The organism is Daejeonella sp. (assembly GCF_036405355.1).
In the GTDB taxonomy this organism is placed as follows: Bacteria; Bacteroidota; Bacteroidia; order Sphingobacteriales; family Sphingobacteriaceae; genus Daejeonella.
This window is the reverse complement of sequence record NZ_DASWXT010000023.1, coordinates 26,196-51,005: the sequence shown is the minus strand read 5'-3', so window position 1 is coordinate 51,005 and position 24,810 is coordinate 26,196. Positions and strand designations below refer to the sequence as shown.

Here is a 24,810-nt window from a genome sequence, read left to right as displayed (position 1 = left end):
GACAGTTGACAGTTGACAGTTGACAGTTGACAGTTGACAGTTGACAGTTGACAGTTGACAGTTGACAGTTGACAGTTGACAGTTGACAGTGAAAAATGCGTACTCAATATAACACATTTTACTCGAAAACGAAAATCCCTGCTTTTAGCTTTCCACTTTTAGCTTAAAGTTCCGTTTGGTTCAAAAACAAGGCTTTCAACTCCGTGGCATCATGGGCTTTCATCTTTCCAGCAAGGATCAGTCTGAGCTGACGACGTCTCAGGGCTCCGTCAAATAGTTTTTTTTCAGTATCAGTTTCCGGTTCAATTTCGGGAACGGAAATTGGTTTTCCCTCTTTATTAAGCGCAACGAAGGTATAAAAGGCATCATTTGAACGTACTCTTGTTCCGGATGGGATGTTCTCAGCCCAAACGTCCAGACGTACTTCCATGGAGGTGCTGAATGCCCGGGTAACCTTGGCTTCAATGGTGATTACATCGCCCAGTTTTATCGCATGCCTGAAGGATACATTATCAACCGATGCGGTAACGACAATATTATTGCAATGTTTCTGCGCTGAGATGGCTGCTGCGATGTCCATCCAGTGCAATAAACGGCCACCCATCAGGTTGTTTAAGGGATTGGTATCATTTGGAAGTACCAGTTCATTCATGATGGTGAACGACTCTTTAGGGCTTTTGGTAATTGTGCTCATGAGGCAAAGGTAGTGTTTCCGGATCATTCCGGAATGACAATCGGATCGAGTCTGGAATGACTTTATTTAAGTTTTTAGCGTTTTACAGTATTAATCTGACTAAAACCGATCAGTTCTTCCCATCGGCCACCGGGTTTGCGGTAATAGAAAAAGATCTGATAATCGTTTTCGGTTTCATAATGTGAGCCATCGAAGACCACATCATCCCTGGTTTTACCATCTGCACTTACCCAGATGTAATGGTAATCGGTCAATCCCTGCTTAACAAAGATCATCCCGGTAAAGCGCTTACGAACTTCATCGTATTCCAGCTTGTCGCTAAGGCGGTAATCGTTAAACTGCCCGACCACATAGGCATTTCCTCCATCAGATGGTTTCGGAGCATTCAGGGATAAATAGACTGAGGCATAATCTCCATCGGTGCGGTTATCCCTGCCATCGGTATTTCGGATGAAAAAGGCACCGTTCTCATCATAGTTAAACGTATATCCTGGTCTGTTTTCCTCAATATCCTGCTGAAGAATAACTGTATTTGCAGTATCCTGAATAATACGGGCAACTTCCTCGGTTCTGAATCGAAGACTGCGGATATCAAAGCGTCTGAATTCATTGCCACCCTTAAAATCCAATGTCCTCAGGTCATTATAAACCAGCTGGCTTGGACGGATGAAGGTAGGGCGCTTAAGGGTTTGTTCATTGTCAAACCTTCCGTTTTGGAGTACCTTGATCTTCGCATCCAGATAAGGGTTATTGATCTGCACCTGACCGTGGTTGACCAAAACATTTAGTTTCTGCATCTGATCGCGATTAGCCACAGTATTGGATCTGTTGAGTTCTGCCGCAATGCCTACAACCGGGGCAACGACAAAGAATCTTTTGGTGATCAGTATTTTACGCGGATCATTATCTTCATAAACCTTCAGCAGATAATTACCAGAGATCTTGGGCTTGATGGTCAGGTTGGGCAGGCTCAGCTCATAATGAGTGAACTTCTGCAGGGTATTGAATGAATTGCGGTAATCAATGATCCGGTCTTCACTGAATCCGTCTGCAAAATCAAGCGGAGAAAGGCGGCTGCTGTTCCATTCTGAATCACAATGCTCTATGGAATAACTGATATTACGGCTTCCCGTACGCAGGTCGTCAAAGCCAAGGATCAGATTATCCTGACTCCCCAGAATGTAAACAGGAATGGATTGTTCCTTGTTCCGGTTATAAAACTCTACGGATTTAATTTCAGGGATATAAGTGTAATTCTCATACCGGATTGTATTTTGAGGAGCTTCTGCAGGGCGTACACGCACTTTTTTTTGTGCCTGTATGCCAAATGATACCAGTAAAAGATATAGCAGAAACGATAATTTCTTCATACAATGATTTATAATGTCCCTGACTTGAGATGGATGAGGGGTTTTTTATTTCCCCTCAAGCTCCATAATCTCTTCGGCCATGCGTTCCCATTCAGCCTGAGCCTTTAATAAACGCGGACTCAATTGCTGATAACGCCTGTTTGCTTCAGATAGTTTCTCAGGATCGCTATAAATTTCTTCTTTGGATAGTTCTGCTTCAGCATCCTTTACAGATTTTTCAAGTTCAGCAATATCCTCTTCCAGCTTTTGAAGGGTCTGGTTTAGCTTTTTAAGTTCATTTCCCTTATTCTCGATTTGAACTTTAGGCTTTTCTTCCTTTTTCTCTTCTTTTTTAGGAGCCGGGGCTATAACTTTTGGAACATAAACTCTTTTGGAATTCCATTCTTCATATTCAGCATAGGTGCCAGGATATTCTTTAATCTCCTGATCCTCGATAAACCAGATCTTATTGGCAACATTATCCAGTAAATAACGGTCGTGGGAAACTACGATGAAAGTACCTTCATATTGTTTCAAGGCCTGAATCAGAATGTTTACAGATGCAATATCCAGGTGATTGGTGGGCTCATCCAGAATGAGGAAATTCGCGTCTGCGGTTAAGGCTTTAGCCAGTGCAACCCGTGATTTTTCTCCTCCTGAAAGGACCTTGATCTTTTTGAAAACATCATCTCCGGTAAAGAGAAAACATCCCAGAATAGAACGCAGTTCAGTTTCAGTATGCTTGGGAGCAAATGCCTGCAGTTCTTGAATGATGGAATTTTCAAGGTGTAATGCTTCTAACTGATGCTGAGCAAAAAAGGTTTGAGTCACATTATGCCCTGTTTCGCACATACCTGTAAAGTTCTTATCAGCTCCGGCTATGATTCTTAATACTGTTGATTTACCACGCCCGTTGGCACCGATCAGTGCAATTTTATCACCTTTTTCAATCGTTGCGGTTGCATTATGTACGATGGGTACACCCGGATAAGCTTTGGTCAGATCCTCGATTCTGATTACATGCCGTCCTGATTGCTTGCTGAATTTGAAACTGAAATTTACAGATGGATTATCGTCATCCACATCATCCACGCGTTCCATTTTCTCGAGTGCTTTAATACGGGACTGGGCCATCTTGGCTTTACTTGCCTTGGCTCTGAACCGTTCGATTAAACGCTCTTCCTGTTTGATTTTGGCCTGCTGGTTTTTGAACTGACCACTCTGAATCTCTTCCCTTAGTCCTTTTTCCTCTACATAAAAGCTGTAATTTCCGGCATAAGGGATTAATTTACCTTTTCTTGATTCAACGATTTTCTTGACTACCCGATCCAGGAAATACCTGTCGTGAGAAACAATTACAATCGCACCTTCAAAGGCCTGGAGATAGGTTTCCAGCCATTTGATTGAAGGAAGATCCAGGTGGTTGGTAGGCTCATCCAGTAAAAGTATATCAGGACTTTGAAGTAAGATCCGTGCAAGCATAACCCGCATTCTCCATCCCCCAGAAAATTCTGAAAGGGTACGATGGGTATCCGTTTCACTGAAACCGAGTCCGGCCATAATCTCATGGGCACGATATTCAATATTATATCCGTCGAGGGCCTCAAACTCATGCTGTTTGTCGCTTAATTTATTGATTAAGTCGTCGGTATATTCTGTTTCTAATTTCTTTAAAATTGCTTCGATTTCTGTATGCAATTGATTCTGGCGTTCAAATGCCTCCATTGCAACGTGCAAAATACTCTTGTCAGACTGGTAGGAAAGCAGATCCTGATTAAGGTATCCGATCTTGATATCCTTAGCCATTGAAATTGTACCACGGGTTGGTGCATAGTCGCCAACAATTATTTTTAGCAGTGTTGTTTTTCCGGTACCATTCGCACCAATTAAGCCAATTTTTTCTCCTGGCTTTATATGCCAGTTTGCTTCGTCGTATAATGCCCTTGCACCGATCTCGAACGTTAAGTTGTTTATTGCAATCATTTGCCGCAAAAGTACGGAATTATAGATTATATTTATTAAAGCACATACTATCCCTGATAAAATCCTGAATTTTCATTTGAATTAATTAATGGCTTGCCTTTTGATAAGATTATCTGATTACGATTGTTTATATGAAATTAAATTCTGATTGATGTCGCGCTGGTTAAAAATTACTTTAAAAATAGGTGGGCTGATTTTGGGCCTTTTTCTGGTTGCATGGATCGTCCTTGCGGCATATGTTTATACCCATAAGAAAGAAATCCTGACTGCAATTACAACTCAGCTCAATGAGGATCTGAGTGGCAAGCTTACAATAGACCGTATGGAACCCTCTCTGATAAGGGGTTTTCCCGGAATTTCAGTCGCTCTGGAGGATGTACTATTAAGAGATAGTTTATGGTCAGTTCATAAACACGATCTTTTGAAGGCAAAAAATGTATATGTGGCTATCAATGCATTCTCTATCCTTTCGGGTTCAATAAAGATCAGCGATATAGAGCTTAAAAATGCTGAAATTTATCTTCTGACAGATAGTACTGGCTTAAGAAATACCGAAATCTTCAAAAAGAAGAGCGCATCGGATGATAAGGGAGGGCTTAGTAAAAAGATTAGCAGGGTAAATTTAAAGGATGTAAAATTTACAATTGATGATCAGCAAAAGCATAAGTTATTTAAGTTCAGTATCATAAATTTCAAGGGCAGGATTAATCAGAAAATTGGGGGTTGGGAAGGGAATTTGAAATCACTTACACAAGTTGATTTTTTTGCATTCAATTTAAAAAGAGGAAGCTTTCTGAAAGGGAAATTGCTTGAGCTTGACCTCGATATGAAATATACCGATAAAACAGGGCAGTTGGCTATCCCAATGCAGGAGATCATGATCGATAAGGATGATCTTTTAATCGGCGGAAATCTTAATTTCTCATCAGATAATAAAGAATATCTGATTGAAATACAGGCGCCATCCATTCTGTTTAAGGATGCAAAGAGTTTATTATCATCGCATATAATTTCAAAATTACAGCCCTATGATGTTAAGAAGCCTTTAGAAGTTCATGCTTATTTGTCCGGGAAATTTAAGCAAGGTGGAGATCCACTGATTAAGGTGAATTTTAAAGCAAACAATAATATTCTTAGTACACGTGGAGAGACTATAACGGATTGCAGTTTTACAGGGATTTATACCAATGAATGGAAAAAGGGGCTTCCACGAAAAGATCCCAATTCAATGATTGCATTTTATAATTTGGCAGGAAATTTTTATGATATCCCGTTCAAAGCAGATTCAATTCAGATAACTGACTTGAGAAATCCGGTGTTTACAGGAAAGTTTAAGTCTAATTTTCAGCTTGAAAAGCTCAATAAGATATTTGGAGGAAACACTTTTGAATTTACTGCGGGAACAGCAGATTTGAATTTGGTTTATAAGGCTCCTTTCAATCAATTGGATACGGGCAGGCGATACATCTATGGTACGGTCAATGTAGACAAGGGAGCAGCAGCCTATAATCCGAGAAATTTGCTTTTTAAGGATATTAAAATGCTGATGAATTTTAAAGGAGAGGATTTGTTTTTAGAGAACCTGAAGGTTAAAAGCGGAACAACATCATTAGCAATGGAGGCTGTGCTGAAGAATTTCTCAAACTTTTATTATACCGACCCCCAGAAGATTCTGATTGACTGGAAGATTAAGAGTCCGAATGTTAATTTAAATGAATTCCTGGCTTTTCTGGGCAAGAGAAAACGGGGTTCAAATGCTAAAGGTAAACGATTTACAGGCAATCTGGATAAAATGCTCGAACAGGCGAGTATGGTTATGGAAATTGAGGTTGACAGATTGGTTTATAAAAATTTTCAGGGTAAGGATCTGAGATCAAATATTACGCTTAAGCAATCAGGTATTTTGATCAACAGGATGAGTATCAAACAAGGTGGTGGGAGTATGAATATTAATGGCAATATTGATCAAAGTGGCAAGGTGAATCGATTCAATGTGAATTCAAGGATCAATAATGTTAATGTGCAGAATTTGTTTCATGCCTTTGAGAATTTCGGACAGGATGCGATTACCGATAAGAATTTAAGAGGAACATTTTTTGGAAATGCATCGGTCTCTGGTTCTATGCTTCCGACAGGGAAGATTGTTCCACGTTCATTAATCGGGAAAGTTAGCTTTGATATCCGGAATGGTTCTCTTGTTAACTTCGAGCCGATGTACAAAATCGGGAATTTTGCATTTCCGAATCGTGATTTCTCGAATATCACATTTATGAATCTGAAAAATACTTTGAGTATTTCGAGGGACAAAGTGAATATCCCTCCAATGGAGATCAGATCCAGTGTTTTGAATATTTATCTTTCGGGGGTTTATAGCTTCGGAAAAGGTACAGACATCGGAATGCTAATTCCGCTGCGAAATCCCCGCAGGGATGAATTAATAACAGATGCTGATGAGAAAAGGGAGCGGTCATTGAAGGGGATAGTCCTCAACCTCCGGGCGGTAGATGGTGAAGACGGTAAAGTGAAAATTCGCCTGGGGAAAAAATCAGATAAGGCAGAAGAATAAATGCAGGGGAATTTAACCAGGGTCCTGAAGGAGCTTTGTTCTGTATTTTATAAATTTCAAAATGAAATAGGTCAGGACAGAAAATATGCCTAAATATTGAAGGGTTTCATTGATATCAGGTTGTTTTTTGACCAGTTCACCGGCTGCATCAAACAGACAGAAGATGATCAAGAGGGCAGCAAATCCATTTTTTTCCTGACGTAATACTTTTTTCCAGTTAAAACTATATTCAGATTTGACAAATGAGCCGAATCTTGGGACAATTATTGGCGTTTTTTTTGTCCAGTTCAGGTAGGCATCTCCGAATTTATTCTTCAGGAATTCTTCTTCTGTAAAAATAATTCGTTCATAATAGAGAAAATAAAATAGCGTAAAAGCAATAATAAACCAGAAATTACCTGTTAGCATGGCAATTCCAAGCCACATAAAGAAGTTACCGACATAGAGCGGATTTCTGACGACCGAATAAATGCCGGTTGTGTTGAGCTCATCGGCCACTTGTTGTTTTGTGTTCCTTCCCGAAGTGTTTGGGCGGCTATAACCTACTGTGTATATCCGAATAAAGAAACCTATAAACGATACAATGAGGCAGCATAATTCATAAAGATAGTGCTGGATCTCTTCCTTTAGAATCCAGTTCTCCGGACTGGATTCATTCTTTAAAAACAGACCAGCTCCAATCACAAAAACGATAAGTGGTAATACTCCCCGGTGTTTGAATAGCCATGTTCCCTGGCCTTGCATTTGTTCAGTTAAAGCCATCTTTTCTCTGCTATTGCTATAGTGTCATGGTAATGTAAATTATATATGTAGAAATTGCAAGTCTATGTTAAGATTTTGTTAAGTAATTTAATTGTTACAAAGAGTTTTTTACCTAATAGAATTTTTCAGATAGGATTTTTATCAGAAGTACAAGCGTGTTTTTTCGAAGGCCCGAAATGAAAATATAAATCAAACCTGTAACTTCGCTGCATGTACAAGCTGATCAAACCCATTTTATTTCAATTTGACCCTGAAAGTATTCACCATCTGGTGACCGGGGGATTGCGAAGAGTGAATCGAATATGGGGAGTTAAGTCCTTATTGAAATCATCCTTCCGGCTTGAAGATAAGCGTCTGGAAAGAGAGGTAATGGGTTTGAAATTTAAAAATCCGCTTGGATTGGCAGCCGGTTTTGATAAAAATGCTTCCATGGTAGAGGACCTTGCAGAATTTGGTTTTGGTTTTATTGAGATTGGAACAGTAACGCCTTTGCCACAACCAGGTAATGACAAGCCGAGAATGTTCAGATTGCCATCGGATGATGCTCTTATAAACCGGATGGGCTTTAATAATCAAGGGGTTGATGTGGCAGCCGACCGCCTGAAGAGGATTGATAAGAAGGGAATGATTATCGGTGGAAATATCGGGAAGAATAAGCATACGCCCAATGAAGATGCGGTTAATGATTATATAAAATGTTTCGACCGTTTATTCGATGTGGTCGATTATTTTGTTGTCAATGTAAGTTCCCCTAATACACCTGGTTTACGCGAATTACAGGAGAAGGAACCACTTAAAAACATACTGAACACCCTGCAGCAGCGGAACAGAAAGAACGATATATCACGTCCTATTCTGTTAAAAATAGCACCTGATCTTACAAATTCTCAGCTGGATGATATTATTGAGATTGTTAAAGAAACTAAAATTGCGGGTGTGATTGCAACTAACACAACTCTTTCTAGAGATGGATTATCAGCGCCTGAAAGCCTTAAGAATGAAAGTGGAGGACTAAGTGGTAAGCCTTTAACTAAACGATCTACAGAGGTTATACGCTACTTGTCTGAACAATCTGGTAAAAGCTTTGTAATTATTGGAGTAGGGGGGATTCATAGTCCGGAGGATGCTCAGGAAAAGATCAGGGCAGGTGCATCTTTGATTCAGATCTATACTGGGTTTATTTATGAAGGCCCCGGTCTGATTAAAAGGATCCTCAGGAGCTTGTTAACGCAGACAGGGTTCTAATAACGCTGACAGGGTTCAAAACCCTGTCAGCGTTTGACTAATAATAGTTAAAAGGTATAATCGAACCAAAATCAATCTTTTATAAATAACGCTGATAGGGGCCAAAACCCTGTCAGCGTTTCACTAATCAAAATCAAAAGTCATTTTCGAACTAAAATCCAGTGTTTCACACCAGTTATTATGAAAACTGCTGAATAGTTGCGGCCCGCCGAACCAATTCATGACAGTATCGGTTTCCAGAATTTTGCTTTTACCCTGAAGCAATAAATGATATGATGAGTAGAGGTAATTAATATAATCTTTAGTAAAACCGTGTTTAAACGGATTGAGATGGATGTAAGCGATTAGTTGAATTAAGTAGTACTCTTCACTTACTTCGATTCTCCTGAACGGGGTTTCGAATAATCCACCCGTTCTTGAATACCTTTTATTAATAGCCTGCGCATAGCTATTAAATAGGTGACTGAATTGTAAGCTGATTATTTTTTCAGTTGGATACCCTTTTTCTTCAGGGATAATTTTCTTCAATGTTTCTTCCGATCGGGTACGAATCAGAAAATGAAAATGATTTTTTAAAAGACAAAAAGCATAGGTATGGGCAATAGGACTTATAAATTTTAAGTATTTATTCAGGAAATAGGTATAGTTTCTTTTTTCTTTAAAAATAGTCTCCTTATTTATACCCCGGTTGAATATGTGGTAAAAGGTATCAGGTGCCAGAGGTGCGGTATTTTTTTTCATGATGATCCGAATTTATTCCAAAATGTTGTTACTAAAACGCTGACAGGGTTCTAAACCCTGTCAGCGTTAATAGTTTAATTTAACCAGAAAACGGACCGGATTTTGATTTGCTTTGGAAGAATTAGTTAACGGTATAATTGGGCAGATTTACGGATAAATTGAATCCTGAAATGAGTGACCCTATTTTAATTTTTCAAAAAAATTCCCCAAGGCGGACATCCCCAAAAAAAGCAAAACGCTGACAGGGTTTTAAACCCTGTCAGCGTTTAATGAATTTAAACAGAAAAAAAACTGGAGCCTGATTATGCCCGGAAAAATTATTTAACGGTATGATTTTAAAAATTACCGGACAAAAAAAATCCTGATCTGTAAAGACCAGGATTGAATATTTAAAATAAAGCTAATTATTTCTTAGCAGCAGCTTCAATAGCAGCTAGAACCGCATTGTTTTTAGCTATTTGTCCGGTAGCAGATTCTGCTGAACGGCTTCCGGTTTCAATATTCCGGCCTAATTTCAAAAACTGAACTTCTAAACGTGAAGTAGTTTTATTTTTTCTGTCTTTTCTCTTTAAACGTGTAACACCCATGGTTTTAAATTTAATATTTTAATTGAGGTCAGGAGCGGGTTCGAACCGCTGTAAAAGGTTTTGCAGACCTCTGCCTAGCCACTCGGCCACCCGACCTTATGTATTAAGGAATGCAAAAGTAGCAATTAATTATTGCTACCCAACAAAATTTATGATTTTCTTCTTAATTCTGAACAAAATATAGATGCAGAAATAGCAACATTCAGAGATTCAGCTTTCCCATACCTTGGAATCGTAACCGGATAATTAATTTTGCTTTGAAGTTTATCACTAATTCCATTCCCTTCATTCCCTAGTAATATAATTCCTTCCTGTCCGAAATTGGTTTCGTAAATTGACTTCCCATCGAGTAAAGCTCCGTAAACCGGAAGATTGGTCTGATCCAAAAAATCTTCAAGTGCTGTATAGATAATATTCACCCGCGATAATGATCCCATACTGGCCTGCACTACTTTAGGATTATATGCTTCAGCAGTATCCATTGAACATAAAATCGTGTTTAATCCAAACCAATCTGCAGTCCGGATAATCGTACCCAAATTACCCGGATCTTGTATACCATCCAGGGCTATAAGGAATGAGTCAACAAGTTTTTTCGGGTTTAAATCACTTTGTTTGGGTATCTGAACAACTGCAAGTATTGCTTGTGGAGTGCTTAATGCACTTATTCTGGATAGTTCTGATTCAGTAATTTCAACTGACTTTATATTTCGTGATAAATTACCCAACTTTGGCATCAAATTTTCTGTGTAATAGACAGAATCAACAACATAATCAGAATTTATAAATTCCTGAATTGATTTTAGGCCTTCAACAATGAAAAGGCCCTGTTCTTTTCGGATTTTTTTTTGATGTAAAGATTTTATAAAACTTATTTGAGACTTTGAAATCATACTTTATCTACCCTAGTTCCTTACTTACAAGTATACTGCTTTTGATTATATTAATCTTAGGCTCGTGTAATGCAACGCGCTATCTTGCCGAAGATCAGGCTCTTGTGAAAAAGGTTGAACTGACAGGGGTAGATAAGCAATTTAAAGAAACTGCCCTGACTTTTGTGCAAAGTGATATTCGCACAAACTCACGATTGAATCTGGCTCTATATAATACCTTCAATACAAGAAAAGGTAAATACAGAACTGACAAGGTTAAGGCCATTGGAGAAGCCCCGCACCTGCTTGACAGTTCTCTGGTAGAGATATCCAGGGTTCAGATTGAAAAATTTCTTGCAACCAAGGGATTTTTCAATGCCAAAGTTAAGAGTGAAATAGAAGTAAAGGATAAGCATGCAATTATCAAATTTGCAGCTACTCAGGGGCCTGAATTCAAAATCAGAAAAATTGAGTATCAAATTGCGGATTCTGCCGTTTTAGCGATCTATGAAAAAAATCGGGAGAGTTTCAGCCGATTGAGGGAGGGTAATAGGTTCGATTCAGACTCCCTTGCACTGGAACGTGAACAGATCTACCGGATGATGAAGAAAAACGGGTATTTCGACTACGTTCGTCAGTATGTAAGATTTGATGTGGACAGTAATTTATCCGACAGTCAGGCAGATTTGAAGTTATTTCTTAGCAATCCCGAAGGAAAGCAGGCGCACCAGGTTTATACTATTAATAACAGCCAGGTAACCATCCGGACCAGTGAAGGTAAGTTTGAAGGATTAAAGGCAGATACCCTGCAGGTGGACTCACAGTTTCGTTTTATCGATTACTCCGGCAAATTCAACCCGAAACCGATTAAGAAATATATCTTTTTGAAAAAGGATGATATTTATAATATTGAAAATGAAGAGCTTACATACGACAGACTTTATGACCTGAACGTTTTCAGAAATCTTAAAATTGATTATACTAAAGCCAGCGACAGTACTAATAAGCTTAATCCAAGATATGATATTTCACCTCTGAAGCGGATGAGCAATAGAATTGAGGGGGAATATACATTCAACTCGGGGCGGAATGGATTTAATATTGGAAATACCTATACAAACCGAAACCTTTTCGGAGGAGCCGAGCTTCTTGAGGTAAAAGCAAAATACGGGGTTTTATTTGATGCCACCTCAGATAGAAAAATATTAGATCGGGTTTTTAGCAGAGACCTTCAGCTTGGAATTAATCTGATCCTTCCGAAATTGCTCGTCCCATTCAGAATCCCGGATATAGGAAGAAATGGGATGCCTCATACTACAATTTCCAGTAGTATGCAATCTTTTGACCAGCGGTCTGCTTTCAGAAGCAGGGTATTTATAAATTCCATTACTTACGATTGGGTTGAGACCAAGTCCAAACTTCATTCGTATACCCCAATCAATATTGAGTTTAGAAAGGGAGTGCTTGACCCTGTTTTCAGAGATAGTTTATTACAGCGTGGATTTGGTTTGTATGTTAAAACGAATGACCGTCAATTCTTCAATTTAGGGAGTCAATATGCTTTCACTTATAATGCCAACAGACTCGATAATTACAATAATTTCCTGTTTTTCAGGGGGGCGGTTGACTTAGCAGGGAATTCCCTCGGCCTTCTTGATAAGCTGGTCAAATTTAAAAGAGATGCTGATGGATTTAGAACTATTTTCGGTTTACCTTATCAGCAATATGTAAAAACCGAATTGGATATACGGTATTACCGCTATTTCGGTGGCGATAAACAATTAGTTGCACGATTGAATCCGGGAGTTGGACTGGCCCATGGAAATAGTGATCTGCTTACCTTTGAAAAGAACTTTTTTGCCGGTGGATCTAGTGGGGTTAGGGCATGGCAGGCACGTACTTTAGGTCCCGGAAACTATAACAGGGCTGTTTTGGGAACTGATGGCAAAGCAGATACTCTCAGGGCAAACCTTCGGAACCTGGACCAGTTAGGTGAATACAAACTGGAAGGAAATCTTGAGTATAGATTTAAAATTGTCAATAACTTCATGGGCGCTAAGGTAAAAGGTGCCACGTTTACTGATTTTGGAAATATTTGGAGGAGAAAGGCTAGTGTCGAAAATCCTGGTGGTGAATTTAAATTCAATCAATTTTTCAACCAGCTGGCAGTAGGAGTAGGAGCGGGTTTACGTTTTGACCTAAATTATTTTGTTTTCAGACTGGATGCAGGTATTAAAGTAAAAGACCCTCAATTCAATGGTTCAGATCAATATGTCATTAAATATCTTTTCAATAAAACAGAATTCAAAGATAATTATGCCAGCACCCACCGGCCTGATGTTTATCGCTTTGTACAGTATAATTTTGGAATTGGTATGCCGTTTTAAATTGAATATTGGTTAGTTGGATATAAGACAACCTGAGTTTGATATAAATCTTACAGAACTAATTAGATTGGCTGATTCTCTTTTATTTTAGAAAGCAAGGCCTGTGATTCTTCGGTCGCGAAAGCCCCGTGTTCTGCTTAGCTTTTTGCAATAGATTTATTATTCATCATGAAATTCCGTATTGCAAAAAGGCTGCAGCTGTCACCCGGGTTTAATTAAAAATGGCATATGGTCCTAATGCCGGGCTCCTTTTCGATGAAAAACAGCCCCGGCTGAAATAAACCTTGCCGGAGGAGGTATCTTCCGGCTTTTCGTAATTTGAAACAGAACGTGATTTCTTGCCGGAAATACTCCGGAGGAAAGGGCTGAACCAGCATATAACACACAGATATTGATTTCCAAAATCAAATCATTGTGGCTCAAGAACCTTATCTGACCAATTATGGCCGTATTCTTTACCCATCCTTATATCAAACTCAAGTTATGATAGAAAGATTGTATTCTTCTCTAAAACTAATATTGTCTTTTACCTAAAATAAGTTCTTCAGTCCATCGAATACCGTATCAAAAAATGTAGAGATCTTTAGACCATTGCTGGTATTGAAGTAAAACATCACAATAAGCAAGATTCCGGCTATTATTATAAATTTTCTGAACATCATTGCGAGTAGAATAATCAGGGCAGGTACAAGCACCAGTACCAGCCAGCTAATTTTTATGGGATTAAGCATATCATATTTTTTAATCACATAATATAATTTACCCTGATTTCCGGATTCATTTTCATGCCTTACATAGATAAATGTTGATTTACTTATAGGCTGTGGGACAACTGCAGCCCCATTATTGAATTTTAGCTCCTGCTCAAATCCATTGATACTGAACTTAAATGTACCACTCAGGTTTTCAATTGGCTTATCAACCGAATCGGCAGCAATAATCGCTAACTGATTATTCTTATAGAGGTTTTCCTTAACAATAAAATTGTTGATTGTAATCTGCGCTCCTGCAATTGTATTGCTTTGAGCGTATGCTGATTCACAAATTAATAGTATTGAAAGTGAAAACAGTGCAAGTTTGATTAATCTCATTCGAATGATCGTTTATTGTAAATTAAAAATCCGATATGGAACATTAGTCCATATCGTTTTTGCTCCTCAGAATAATGATTGAGGCTTAAACTTAGCGGTCCTGCCAGCGTATTATAAACAAGTCCGGCAGTAGCAGCATAATAGCTTTTTGTAAATATACCAGCATAACTAACTGATTGTAAATTATCTAACTGAAATACTCTGAATGGCTGGAAAATATATCCTTCTGCACGTAGATCAAGTTTTTTATAGAGGTGAAATACATTTTTCATGCCAAAAGCTCCATAAGAATTCGCCCTGAAATTTTCAATGTAAGAGGATTTTGAATCCTGCAGGGGATTGAATGCCGGGGCACTCAATAAGGTTGACTTGTATGTGCTGAATAGCGGTTTATTGCTAAATACTGCTTCTGTTAAGAAGCCTAATGAATAGATTTTTGAGTTTAAAACATAGGATTCCCTGCTGACCATGGCTTTTACCCATTCACGATTGGTTTTTGTGTTCTGTATCCTGGTAAATCCGGGCTCTTCCCTGAATATATTTCCCGGAGAATAGGATTCAGTACCTGAATACATATTAATTCCAACCTGAATAGATGACCCGCTGCTTGCATATTGCCTTCGGTTTAATGAATTCCGGGTATAATTCAATGAACCCATTAAACCATTAAAACTGCTGAAGTCCATGATATCTCCAAAGGTAAAGCGCTGATTAGGGCTGTACTGATCATCGAAATTTATAAATCCTGCCTGAGCCTCCAGTTTCCCGTTTTTAGTAAATGGTATTCCGAGCTTTAATACGATTCTGCGATCTGATTGCTCAATAAATGCGGGTTTTATGTTCTGAATAAAGATCTGGCTTTTGTTAAAATAGTTCCAGTGATTATAGGTCATCTCTGCTTCCAGATATATTGGAAGTTTGCTTGGGAAGTCGACTCGCGCGCTTGTTTGAGCAGATTCATAAAACCCACCTGCATAGAAATTAGCAGAGAAGGTATAGGACTTCTTTCTGAGATAGTTATACTGTAAACCTACATAAGCATTACTGATCGGTCTTGTTGAAATTGCACCGCCAAAATCTATTTTGAAGTTTTTTTCCGGTTGAACCTGTACCTCGAAATTATATAGATTCTTCTTGGGTTCATATTTTATTCTGGGATATACAGTCTCGAAATTATCATCCGCGACTAATTTGTAATATCCTTTTTTAACTTCTTCCAGACTACTAAAAACATCAATAGTATTTTCAATAACGCGCTCAACATAGTCCTTCTGTTTGGAATTTACTCCGCTCGCAATTATATTATTGAACTCCAGAAATCCTAAACGCCCCTTAAAAGCCGCTCTTTTTTTATTCAGCTCATCTTTCGTAATTTCTCTCGAAATTGCTTTTTTTATTGCAGGGATATCCGCCAGAGCTGCTTCATAACCCTTTTTTATAAGTTCTGCTACCGGTGAGAAATTAGTGGTGGAATATTCTTCAAGATCAGGCTGAATATAGGTTCCATTTTTTCCAATAGCAGAAGAATCAGTTTTGGAAAGGAACATGTACACCAGAAAACGGTTCATTAACTTTTCATCATTTTCTTTAGGATATTCGCTGAAGGTTTTTGAAGAAACATTGGTTCCAATAATATAATCAGGCTGGAAATCTTTTTTGAGCACATCCACCGGAAAATTATTGTACAAACCGCCATCAAATACATATTTATCATTCACTTTAACAGGGCGGTAGACAAGCGGGACAGTAAAGGTTCCCCGAATTGCTTCTGCCAGATTTCCATTTGAAACCGGGATCATTTTTTGTGTAAATACATCAGCAACGATGCACCTGAACGGTACAAAAAGATGATTGAAATCGTCTTTTGCGATTGCTGAGGCCTGACCATAAAGCTCGAGCAAGGCAAAATTCAATGGGATATCATTGATCAGGTTGGAACGTAATTTAACCTGAAACCCGGTATCTATCTGCAATTTGGCGGTAATAAATGATGGGTTTTCGGGCTTTTTGTTATAGAAGTAGCGATATTCATTTTGGTAATGACCACTTACCCAGCTCTGGAAATCAGGACCGAGGGCAATGATTTCGATTTCTTCGGGACTATAACCTGATGCATATAAGCCACCTACAATTCCACCCATTGAGGTGCCTACAATATAATCAATTGGGATATTGTTTTCTTCAAGAGCTTTCAGAACTCCAATATGTGCTAATCCTTTTGCACCTCCTCCGCTAAAAACAAGGCCGACCTTTTGGGCGGATGCAGCTAAAGAGAACAGGAAAATAACTAAGAAAGAAATATATTTACTCATGGTTGCCTTAATCAAAATTAAGGATTTTAACCATTAAACAGTTTTTTGTATTTACTTAGTATATCTCAGACAGTATTCCGGAAGAAAAAGAAAATTTAAATGTCATTACTTGTCCTGAACCTGATTCACAAGATTTACTGATCTTAGCTTCGCAAGAAGTTTTACAGCCCTGTTCCTGTGATTGGCTCCTGTAAGTACGATTATGCGTTTACCTTTATTCTTTTTTGCAATTGCTTTGACGTTATCAGCTATTCGCTGATCCCGCATAACCTGAAAATCATCATAATACTGGTAAGGTGTGCCTTGTAGTATTCTGGCCTGCGATACTGTGAATTCTTCTGTTAGGGCATCATATTCACCGGTCATCAATTGGTTTGCACCTAAACCAGCCATCATTTTACCTCTCTTACTGATCAGATCGGGGAGCCCTTTTTCAATTCGGGCTTTGACAATAGCACTATCACGCATTAATTTCTGATTCATTAATCTGAATTTCCCAAACTCATTAACAGTATCTTTCAGGAAGTTTTCAGGCAGTGGTTTGCCTGCAACATCAGCACCCATGAAATCAATTCCGGCCTTTTTTGCTTCAGGAAATTCCTTTAAAAACATGACCATTTCCGGATTATAGAACTTATGGAGATAGATCGTATCCTGATCCAGATCCTCAGGACGAATTTCCAGAGCAATGATATCAGGTTTGAAGTTTTTGATGATGTTTCTTACATGATTAAAATTGTAATTAACATTCTTTTTGTGTCCGCCATGGATTGTTGGCAATATCAGTAGTTCTGTTTTTTGAGCAAAAGACGGACTTATGAGCTGGCTAAGCATTAGCATGGATGCCAGGAATAGTTTTAGTTTCATTGTATTTAGATTTAGAATTTAATAAATGATCAGTCCGTCATGATCAACACTGATATTGCCCGTACTGCCTTCTTCCCTGATAGTTACTAAAAATTGCTTTGAAGTCGCTTCCATGCTTAACAAATTGCTTTTGCCATCGATCTGAATCCCTGATTCAGGAACATTCAAATCTTTCAGACTTTGGGCATATTTTTTATTAAGCTTAAAGAATTCCTTTTGCCTGTAATAGGCAAGCCATAAATATTTTCTTTGTTTTTCTGAATAGGGCAGACTGAATTTTTCTGATTGGGCATCCGGAGCCTTATCAGAAAATACAGTGTAAGCCCATCGCTCAGGGTAATGCATATTAATTATTCCCTGCGATGTAAAACATGAATAATGAGGAGGGAAGGCTTTGCCATTATTGTCCATTGCTTTGGAATAAACTCCGTCCTTTACAACAAAATCAAAATTGGTTCTTAAAAAATTGATTCTGAAGTTGGTGTTTTGTTTGCTATTTAGCGGATCGAACCTTAATGCCGCAAGTGGTATTGCAATTTCTGCAAGCCATCCTTTATCTGTATCGCCCGAATTATTGATCGTTCCTGAAAGTTTTACGCCTGATTTATATCCAATTGGATTCCATCCTGTTACAGGTGTTCCTGCATCTCTGTATGGCTTATTCATGATCAGAAAAAGCATTTTATTCTGAGGATTTATCTGAATCTCAAAATCATCATTCATATTATTATCAGGGTCAATAAAAATTTTGAACACATTATCCCTGAATATGATATCTTTTTCCGGTTGTTTGTTTGCCCATAAATGTGGCTCTTCCATCTCGGCAGCGACGTACAGGTAATTTGCATCCCACAACATTTTCACCCTTGTTTTATAGGCAGGAGCAGGTTTTAAATCGCCCTCTATATCAATAAAGTACTCAGTCCATGGAGCATCTGTCCAGCTTTTTTCATTTAGTTCTCCGTCCATGTTTAATGGAGCAGTCGCGCGAAATAGCGTATAGGATTTTGGCACAGTGAATAGCGATTCAAGTCCGGCGAATGGATTTTGAGCAAATACATTCGATTGAGAGCATACTAATGAAAGCAAGATCAGTATGCTTTTCAGATTGTTCTTAACTGACAATATATTATCTATTTATTGTTAAACCTTGATTGTAGAATCTGACGATAAAACTAGTTTATTCTTATTCAAAAATGCCCGATTAGAAACGTAACAATGCTACTACCGGTAAATGATCTGATGCATAGTGCTCCTGTATTACCCGATGTGAAATCACACTGAAAGGATCTGTTTTCTTAAATGCTATGAAATCAATGGTTCTGTTTGGTGTTACCACTGGAAATGTTGGTTCACACTTACTGCAGGTTCGCATGAATACCTGATCAAGTTTTTGTATCACTGCCGACTCAGTCACCGCATTAAGATCACCTGCGATAATAAATGGGAGTTTTTCTTCAGTTCCTATTTTATTGATCTCCTCAATCTGTATTTCTCTGTTAACCGGATTCCTTAAATGATCAAGATGGGTTGCTCCAAAACGGATATATTTGCCGTTTTTTAATTGAATTTTTGCAGTTGCAATTACTCTGGGTTCTCCGCCACTTCCAGCTACCGTGGTCAGACGGTGGATCTTTGTTTCGCTGATCGGAAATTTAGACAGTAAAGCAACCCCATAATCGCCTCCATCATGGTCGATTGTTTTTGCGAAGAAGAAGTTCATTCCGAGCTTCCTTGCAATGATATCTGCCTGATTTATCTTTCCGGAGCGGGCAGTGTTTACATCCACTTCCTGCAAAGCGATCAGATCAGGATCTTCTGCTTTGATTGCTTTGATAATTGCTTCCATATCAATAAGACCCGGTTTTGAGGGAGGATTACCAATATGGATATTATAACTCATTACCTTTAATTCATTGGTAGTAGATTTTTGGGATGTTTTGGTCTGCTCTCTGGAAACACCGCATGAGCATAGAATTAATAGTGTAAAAGCAAAATAGAGTCGTTTCATTTGAGATGTTTTTTCGGACTGAAAGTAAGCTATTTTCGGAAGAATTTATAAGCTAATTATCAGAGAGCTGTCTCTGTAGAGTATATATTAACATGGGTTCGGTATAATACCTTGCCAGAGGAAGTATCTTCCGGCTATTCGTTGTTTGGACAAGAACGCGATTTCTTGCCGGAAATACTCCGGAGCAAAGGGCTGAATCAGCCTATAATATACTGGTATAGCTTTCCAAAATCTATTCATTGTGCGCCAAATCCTGATCTTAGGAGTTATAAAGTATTTTTTAACCTGCCTTATCGAATTCAGCTTATATTAATGTCTTGCTTAGGTTGATTGGCAGGAATTTGTACATTTAATAAAAATAATTCTATGAATTCGAAGTTAATTACCTTTTTGTTCCTGCTTGTTTCAGTGAACGTATTCGCTCAGCGATCTAATTCGGGCTGGGTTAACCTTTATAATGGGAAAGATCTTAGCGGCTGGAAGCTGCTTGGCGGGAAAGCAACCTATGAAGCCAAAGGGGATGAGATTATTGGAACTACAGTATCCAATACACCCAATTCCTTTCTTGCAAGCGAAAAGGAGTACGGCGATTTCATTCTTGAAGTAGAATTGCTGGCACACCCTCTAATGAATTCAGGAATTCAGTTCAGAAGTCTGAGTAAGTCTGACTATCAGAATGGAAGAGTTCATGGTTATCAGATGGAGATTGATCCCTCGGCAAGAGCCTGGAGCGGTGGCGTTTATGATGAGGGCAGGAGAGGCTGGTTGTATAATCTGGAATTGAATCCTGCAGCTAAAACAGCCTATAAAATTAATGACTGGAATAAGTATCGTATAGAGTGTATCGGGAACAGCATCCGTACCTGGGTGAACGGAATACCGGTTTCCCACCTTATTGATGATATGACCACCAAAGGATTTATTGCGATGCAGGTTCATGCAATTCCTTCAACTGAACCTCAGGGCCGTCAGATCCGGTGGAGAAATATTCGGATTCAAACCGAAAACCTCAAGCCTTCAGCTCCTGCAGATATTTTTGTGGTGAATATGGTCACGAATGATCTGTCTGCACTTGAGAAAAAGCAGGGCTATCGTTTGCTATGGGATGGAAAGTCAACAAAAGGCTGGACAGCAGCAAATGGATCTGCATTCCCTGCTGAAGGCTGGCAAATCCAGGATGGAATTTTAAGTGTTCAGAAAGATATTCCGGGTGAGAAGGCTAAAGGAGGGGATATTGTGACTGAGAAGGAATACTCGGCGTATGAATTGAAGTTTGATTTTAAACTAACAAAGGGAGCAAATAGCGGACTGAAGTATTTTGTTAGTAATTTGGGTGGCTCAATTCTTGGGCTGGAATATCAGATACTGGATGATGAAAACCATCCTGATGCAAAGCTTGGGATTAAAGGTAACCGGACTCAGGCATCATTGTATGATATCCTGTCTGCACAAAAGATTCCATATTCTTTAAAAAAGGTTGGTGAATGGAATCAGGGCATGATCAGGGTTTATCCGGATAATAAAGTGGAGCACTGGTTAAACGGCATCAAAGTACTCGAGTACCAGCGGGGTTCTGCAGATTTTATGCAAAATATAGGCTTAAGCAAGTTTAAAGCAGTCCAGGGCTTTGGAACTGCAGCACAAGGCAAGATTCTTTTGCAGGATCATGGCGATGAAGTTTACTTTAGAAGTATTAAAATAAAAGAGTTGAAATAGAGGGGGGTAAAATTATTGATTCACAAAAAAGCCCCGGAATTAATCCGGGGCTTTTTTGTGTGCCCAGAGGGATTCGAACCCCCATCAGCAGAACCGGAATCTGCAATTCTATCCATTGAACTATGGGCACCTGTTCCGATATTGGAGCAAATATAGTTATTCCACTATTAGCGGCAAGGTCTAAACATTAAATCTGAAATGCATGATATCTCCATCCTGCACGATATAAGTTTTGCCTTCAACACCCAGCTTTCCGGCTTCTTTACAAGCGGCTTCAGAACCAAGGTTTACAAAATCATCATATTTAATAACCTCTGCACGGATAAATCCTTTTTCAAAATCTGAGTGAATAACACCGGCAGCCTGAGGGGCTGTAAAACCCTGTGTAATGGTCCATGCTCTTACTTCCTGCACTCCTGCAGTGAAATAGGTTGCCAGCTTTAATAGTTTATAAGCAGCCCGTATTAACTGGGTTACTCCCGACTCGCTCAGTCCCAGATCTTCAAGGAACATCTGTCTTTCTTCAAAGCTTTCAAGAGAAGCTATTTCGGCCTCAATTTGAGCTGAAATAACCAGAACCTCTGCATTTTCTTCCTTTACTGCTTCGCGAACCTTATCTACGTACTGATTGCCACTGACAACAGATTTCTCATCTACATTACACACATACATTACCGGTTTTTCTGTCAATAAAAACAGGTCGGCGATATATTCTTTGTCTTCTTCACTAATAGGGGCGGTACGTACAGATTTGCCTGATTCAAGGTGTGCTTTAACGATATTGCAAACCTCATAGGTCTTTTTTGCATCCTTATCATTGCCAGTCTTAGCCATTTTCTCAACCTTCTGGATGCGTTTTGAAATAGCATCAAGGTCCTTTAACTGCAATTCAGTATCAATAATTTCTTTATCCCTTATCGGATCAACAGAACCGTCAACATGGATCACATTATCATCATCAAAACAACGCAGAACATGTATGATTGCATTGGTAGCACGTATGTTTCCAAGAAACTGGTTCCCCAATCCTTCACCTTTGCTGGCTCCTTTAACAAGCCCTGCAATATCTACGATTTCAATAGTATTTGGCTGAACCTTAACCGGCTTTACCAGTTCAGCAAGTTTGGTTAAACGGGGATCCGGTACGGTAATCACACCGATATTTGGTTCGATGGTACAGAATGGAAAATTCGCCGCCTGCGCCTTTGCATTCGATAAACAATTAAAAAGTGTAGATTTTCCAACATTTGGTAATCCGACTATACCGCACTGTAATGCCATTTGAGTTGTAAGTTGTAGGTTATAGGTTGTAAGTTTTAGGCTTTGGGCAATGAGCAATGAGCTTTGGGCTCTCAGCCCTTTTCTCATATCTCATATCTCATATCTCATATCTCATATCTCAAAGCCTAAAGTGGCGCAAAGATAGAAATTATGTTCTGAGTTTTTCAGTCACTTGATGAACATAGTGCTGATCCATTATTAGAAATCAATTTGAATTCCCGGTCCGGTTAAAATATGCAGGTATTGGGTTCTGTTCCTCTAACTTTCATCTTTAAAAAGAATACATTTCCGCTTTCCGGGTATTTTTTCAGTTCATCATCATTCAAATCTCCTCTTGCGGTTGTAATGATCAGGTGATCAAGATCTTTACCGGCAAAAGCACATGAAGTTACATGGGGGACGGGTATTTCAATCTTTTCAAGGAGATCCCCATTTAATGGATTCCACCTGTAAACTCCAAAACCTCCCCAATGTGCTACCCATAACATCCCTTCCCGGTCGATACACATTCCATCCGGTGTACCCAATTCTTCAGGAATATGAATGGCATTCTTCTCAAACAGAATATCCCCGCTAACTGGGTCAAAGGAATAGGATTGTACGCTTTGTGTCGGACTATCAATGAAGTACATTCGCTTGTTATCGGCCGTCCAGGCCATTCCGTTAGAAATGGTCAGATTGCTCAGCTTTTTTTTGATACTGAGATTTTTATCAATGGAGTATAATGATGAAGCGCCCGGTTTAAAAGTCATGTCCATCGTGCCAATCCATAACCTGCCTTTACTGTCGCACTTAGCATCATTACAGCGGTTTTCTTTGATCTCTGACTCAATATCCAGCAGCCATTCCAGCTTCTCGGATTTCAGATCAAACCTCGCAATTCCGGCATTTAAACCAAGAATCAGGCAATTTGCTGAGCTAAGGCAAGCCATAGTTAGCCTGCCATCAAATTTCCAGGTTTTGGTTTCCTTGCTGATCCACTGATATTCAAATAACATACCCCGTTCAATGTCCACCCAAAAGCATGAATTTCTTTCGGCATGCCAAAGCGGTCCTTCGCCCAGCAGGCATTGGCTAGGGAAAAGGATAGCTTCTTTCATTGTTTGATTAGGAGTCACTGCTGTCTGCCTAAAATAAAATTGTAGATAAAATAGCCATTTATACGATATGTAATGTTTTTATGTATCCGTTAAAATGTAATACTCACTTTCAGTACAATTTCAATCTTTATATTTTTACTGACTTTAATCCTGCACTGTTTATACCTATAATTGCAGGATTGTTCATAAGCTTTGGCCAAAGCACAAAATCTCCGTTAACGTTTTTTTCCGCCTCAGCTGGTGCGGTAGGCACAAACAAAGCCTTAGCACTAACTTTAGCAGCATCAGGTGCAGCGGCGGCATTTATTCGTTTTGTCAATTGTTTTTAAGGTACTCATGGTCTCGTCGTTCCTCCTCGGCTTGTTACTTTTCTGCTGCAGGAAAAGTAAAGAGAAAAATTAAGAGCCGAGAATATAATCATTACTACTACAATTTCAATTTTCTCTTAAAATTACTGATTAGGATTCCTGAAAATTAAAAAGGAGAGGGACTGATACAAGACCAGCCACCATCAATTACAAGGCATTGCCCTGTGATCTGTTTCGCTTTATCAGATACCAGAAACAGGGCGGCATTGGCGACATCCGTAGTTGTACCCGGTCTGCCCATGGGTGTTAGCTTTGACCAAACTGTCTCATAATCAGGGTCATTAGTAGTTCTTTCTGTTATGGTGGCTCCGGGAGCAATTGTATTTACATTGATTTTATACTCAGAAAGCTCGATCACAAGATTCCTTGCGAGCATGTCCAGGGCTGCCTTGGTCATCGCATAAGCGGCCAGATCTTTATGTGCCTGACGTCCGGTAATTGATGAAGTAAACAGGATTGAACCTCCATCAACTTGCTGCTTCATTTGCTTTGCTGCGGCCTGCGTCAGGAAGAATGTACCTCCCATATTCACATTAAGGACCCTGTTAAATGCCTCCGGACTGTAAGTTAAAAAGTCGCCAAATAAAGTGATACCTGCATTAGCAATCACTATATCCAGTTTCCCGAATTGCCTGACAGCCAGATCGACCATGCTTTGAATGAAGTCCAGATTACTCGAATCGCCAGAAAAGGAAATGCAATTACCATCTTCTTCCCTGATTTTCTTTGCCGCACTCTCGGAAAGATCTGCATCCAGATCGTTTAATATAACCGCAGCTCCTTCTTTTGCCAGTTGTCTGCAAATTTCGAAACCAATTCCCTGACCCGCACCTGTAACGATCGCTACTTTTTTGTCGAAAGACTTATAATTCATATTC

The 24,810-nt window shown here is 39.1% G+C and carries 20 protein-coding genes and 2 tRNA genes; 4 read left to right on the top strand and 18 right to left on the bottom strand.

What is annotated here, in order from left to right; all coding sequences use genetic code 11:
• Window positions 1-163: 163 nt before the first annotated feature.
• From VGE44_RS02625 to VGE44_RS02615, 3 genes are all read right to left on the bottom strand, one after another.
• Complete coding sequence (locus VGE44_RS02625) at window positions 164-694, bottom strand: acyl-CoA thioesterase (RefSeq protein ID WP_331076205.1); 531 nt, start codon at window positions 692-694, stop codon at window positions 164-166.
• A 74-nt stretch (window positions 695-768) separates the two neighbouring features.
• On the bottom strand, window positions 769-2,064 hold the full coding sequence (locus VGE44_RS02620) for a DUF5103 domain-containing protein (RefSeq protein WP_331076204.1): 1,296 nt from the start codon (window positions 2,062-2,064) through the stop codon (window positions 769-771).
• A 45-nt stretch (window positions 2,065-2,109) separates the two neighbouring features.
• Window positions 2,110-4,026 carry an ABC-F family ATP-binding cassette domain-containing protein gene (locus tag VGE44_RS02615; RefSeq protein WP_331076203.1) on the bottom strand — a complete coding sequence of 639 codons (1,917 nt, stop codon included), beginning with the start codon at window positions 4,024-4,026 and terminating at the stop codon, window positions 2,110-2,112.
• A 151-nt stretch (window positions 4,027-4,177) separates the two neighbouring features.
• On the opposite strand from VGE44_RS02615, the gene VGE44_RS02610 reads away from it, so the two are divergent.
• Window positions 4,178-6,592: an AsmA family protein gene (locus VGE44_RS02610; protein WP_331076202.1), complete on the top strand. Its 2,415-nt coding sequence runs from the start codon at window positions 4,178-4,180 to the stop codon at window positions 6,590-6,592.
• A 12-nt stretch (window positions 6,593-6,604) separates the two neighbouring features.
• On the opposite strand, the gene VGE44_RS02605 is transcribed toward VGE44_RS02610, so the two are convergent.
• Window positions 6,605-7,354: an isoprenylcysteine carboxylmethyltransferase family protein gene (locus tag VGE44_RS02605; protein WP_331076201.1), complete on the bottom strand. Its 750-nt coding sequence runs from the start codon at window positions 7,352-7,354 to the stop codon at window positions 6,605-6,607.
• 210 nt (window positions 7,355-7,564) lie between these two features.
• On the opposite strand from VGE44_RS02605, the gene VGE44_RS02600 reads away from it, so the two are divergent.
• Window positions 7,565-8,599, top strand: a complete 1,035-nt coding sequence (locus tag VGE44_RS02600) for a quinone-dependent dihydroorotate dehydrogenase (RefSeq protein ID WP_331076200.1) — start codon at window positions 7,565-7,567, stop codon at window positions 8,597-8,599.
• Between the two features lie 123 nt (window positions 8,600-8,722).
• Here the strand turns inward: VGE44_RS02600 and VGE44_RS02595 are convergent, their stop codons facing one another.
• The 4 genes from VGE44_RS02595 to VGE44_RS02580 all read right to left on the bottom strand — a co-directional run bounded on the left by VGE44_RS02595 (window position 8,723) and on the right by VGE44_RS02580 (window position 10,820).
• Window positions 8,723-9,340 (bottom strand): hypothetical protein, encoded by a 618-nt coding sequence (locus tag VGE44_RS02595; RefSeq protein ID WP_331076199.1) that lies wholly within the window; start codon window positions 9,338-9,340, stop codon window positions 8,723-8,725.
• 404 nt (window positions 9,341-9,744) lie between these two features.
• Window positions 9,745-9,927, bottom strand: a complete 183-nt coding sequence (locus VGE44_RS02590) for a spore protein (RefSeq protein WP_305363718.1) — start codon at window positions 9,925-9,927, stop codon at window positions 9,745-9,747.
• A 25-nt stretch (window positions 9,928-9,952) separates the two neighbouring features.
• Window positions 9,953-10,023, bottom strand: a tRNA-Cys gene (locus VGE44_RS02585).
• A gap of 53 nt (window positions 10,024-10,076) precedes the next feature.
• The gene (locus tag VGE44_RS02580; RefSeq protein ID WP_331076198.1) at window positions 10,077-10,820 is read right to left on the bottom strand and encodes an RNA methyltransferase; all 744 of its coding nucleotides are present in this window, start codon (window positions 10,818-10,820) and stop codon (window positions 10,077-10,079) included.
• Between the two features lie 41 nt (window positions 10,821-10,861).
• Between VGE44_RS02580 and VGE44_RS02575 the strand changes: the two genes are divergently transcribed.
• Window positions 10,862-13,186, top strand: coding sequence for a BamA/TamA family outer membrane protein (locus VGE44_RS02575; RefSeq protein ID WP_331076197.1), 2,325 nt, complete (start codon window positions 10,862-10,864; stop codon window positions 13,184-13,186).
• Between the two features lie 530 nt (window positions 13,187-13,716).
• On the opposite strand, the gene VGE44_RS02570 is transcribed toward VGE44_RS02575, so the two are convergent.
• The 5 genes from VGE44_RS02570 to VGE44_RS02550 form a co-directional block, all read right to left on the bottom strand.
• Window positions 13,717-14,277 carry a hypothetical protein gene (locus tag VGE44_RS02570; RefSeq protein ID WP_331076196.1) on the bottom strand — a complete coding sequence of 187 codons (561 nt, stop codon included), beginning with the start codon at window positions 14,275-14,277 and terminating at the stop codon, window positions 13,717-13,719.
• Window positions 14,274-16,589, bottom strand: coding sequence for a patatin-like phospholipase family protein (locus tag VGE44_RS02565; protein WP_331076195.1), 2,316 nt, complete (start codon window positions 16,587-16,589; stop codon window positions 14,274-14,276). The genes VGE44_RS02570 and VGE44_RS02565 overlap by 4 nt, the downstream gene beginning before the upstream one ends.
• 105 nt (window positions 16,590-16,694) lie before the next feature.
• On the bottom strand, window positions 16,695-17,456 hold the full coding sequence (locus VGE44_RS02560) for a hypothetical protein (RefSeq protein ID WP_331076194.1): 762 nt from the start codon (window positions 17,454-17,456) through the stop codon (window positions 16,695-16,697).
• 18 nt (window positions 17,457-17,474) lie between these two features.
• Entirely contained in the window at window positions 17,475-18,581 is a 1,107-nt protein-coding gene (locus VGE44_RS02555; protein WP_331076193.1) for a carbohydrate-binding family 9-like protein, read from the bottom strand.
• A 79-nt stretch (window positions 18,582-18,660) separates the two neighbouring features.
• The gene (locus VGE44_RS02550; RefSeq protein ID WP_331076192.1) at window positions 18,661-19,467 is read right to left on the bottom strand and encodes an endonuclease/exonuclease/phosphatase family protein; all 807 of its coding nucleotides are present in this window, start codon (window positions 19,465-19,467) and stop codon (window positions 18,661-18,663) included.
• A gap of 366 nt (window positions 19,468-19,833) precedes the next feature.
• Here VGE44_RS02550 and VGE44_RS02545 point away from each other — a divergent pair, with 366 nt between their 5' ends.
• Window positions 19,834-21,183 carry a DUF1080 domain-containing protein gene (locus VGE44_RS02545; protein ID WP_331076191.1) on the top strand — a complete coding sequence of 450 codons (1,350 nt, stop codon included), beginning with the start codon at window positions 19,834-19,836 and terminating at the stop codon, window positions 21,181-21,183.
• Window positions 21,184-21,241: 58 nt separating this feature from the next.
• Here the strand turns inward: VGE44_RS02545 and VGE44_RS02540 are convergent.
• The 5 genes from VGE44_RS02540 to VGE44_RS02520 form a co-directional block, all read right to left on the bottom strand.
• Window positions 21,242-21,313 (bottom strand) — tRNA-Arg (locus VGE44_RS02540).
• 50 nt (window positions 21,314-21,363) lie between these two features.
• Complete coding sequence (gene ychF, locus VGE44_RS02535) at window positions 21,364-22,464, bottom strand: redox-regulated ATPase YchF (RefSeq protein ID WP_324484383.1); 1,101 nt, start codon at window positions 22,462-22,464, stop codon at window positions 21,364-21,366.
• Window positions 22,465-22,691: 227 nt separating this feature from the next.
• Window positions 22,692-23,564 carry an SMP-30/gluconolactonase/LRE family protein gene (locus tag VGE44_RS02530; RefSeq protein ID WP_331076190.1) on the bottom strand — a complete coding sequence of 291 codons (873 nt, stop codon included), beginning with the start codon at window positions 23,562-23,564 and terminating at the stop codon, window positions 22,692-22,694.
• A 127-nt stretch (window positions 23,565-23,691) separates the two neighbouring features.
• Window positions 23,692-23,883, bottom strand: coding sequence for a hypothetical protein (locus tag VGE44_RS02525; RefSeq protein WP_331076189.1), 192 nt, complete (start codon window positions 23,881-23,883; stop codon window positions 23,692-23,694).
• 155 nt (window positions 23,884-24,038) lie between these two features.
• Entirely contained in the window at window positions 24,039-24,806 is a 768-nt protein-coding gene (locus tag VGE44_RS02520) for an SDR family oxidoreductase (protein WP_331076188.1), read from the bottom strand.
• Between the last annotated feature and the right edge of the window lie 4 nt (window positions 24,807-24,810).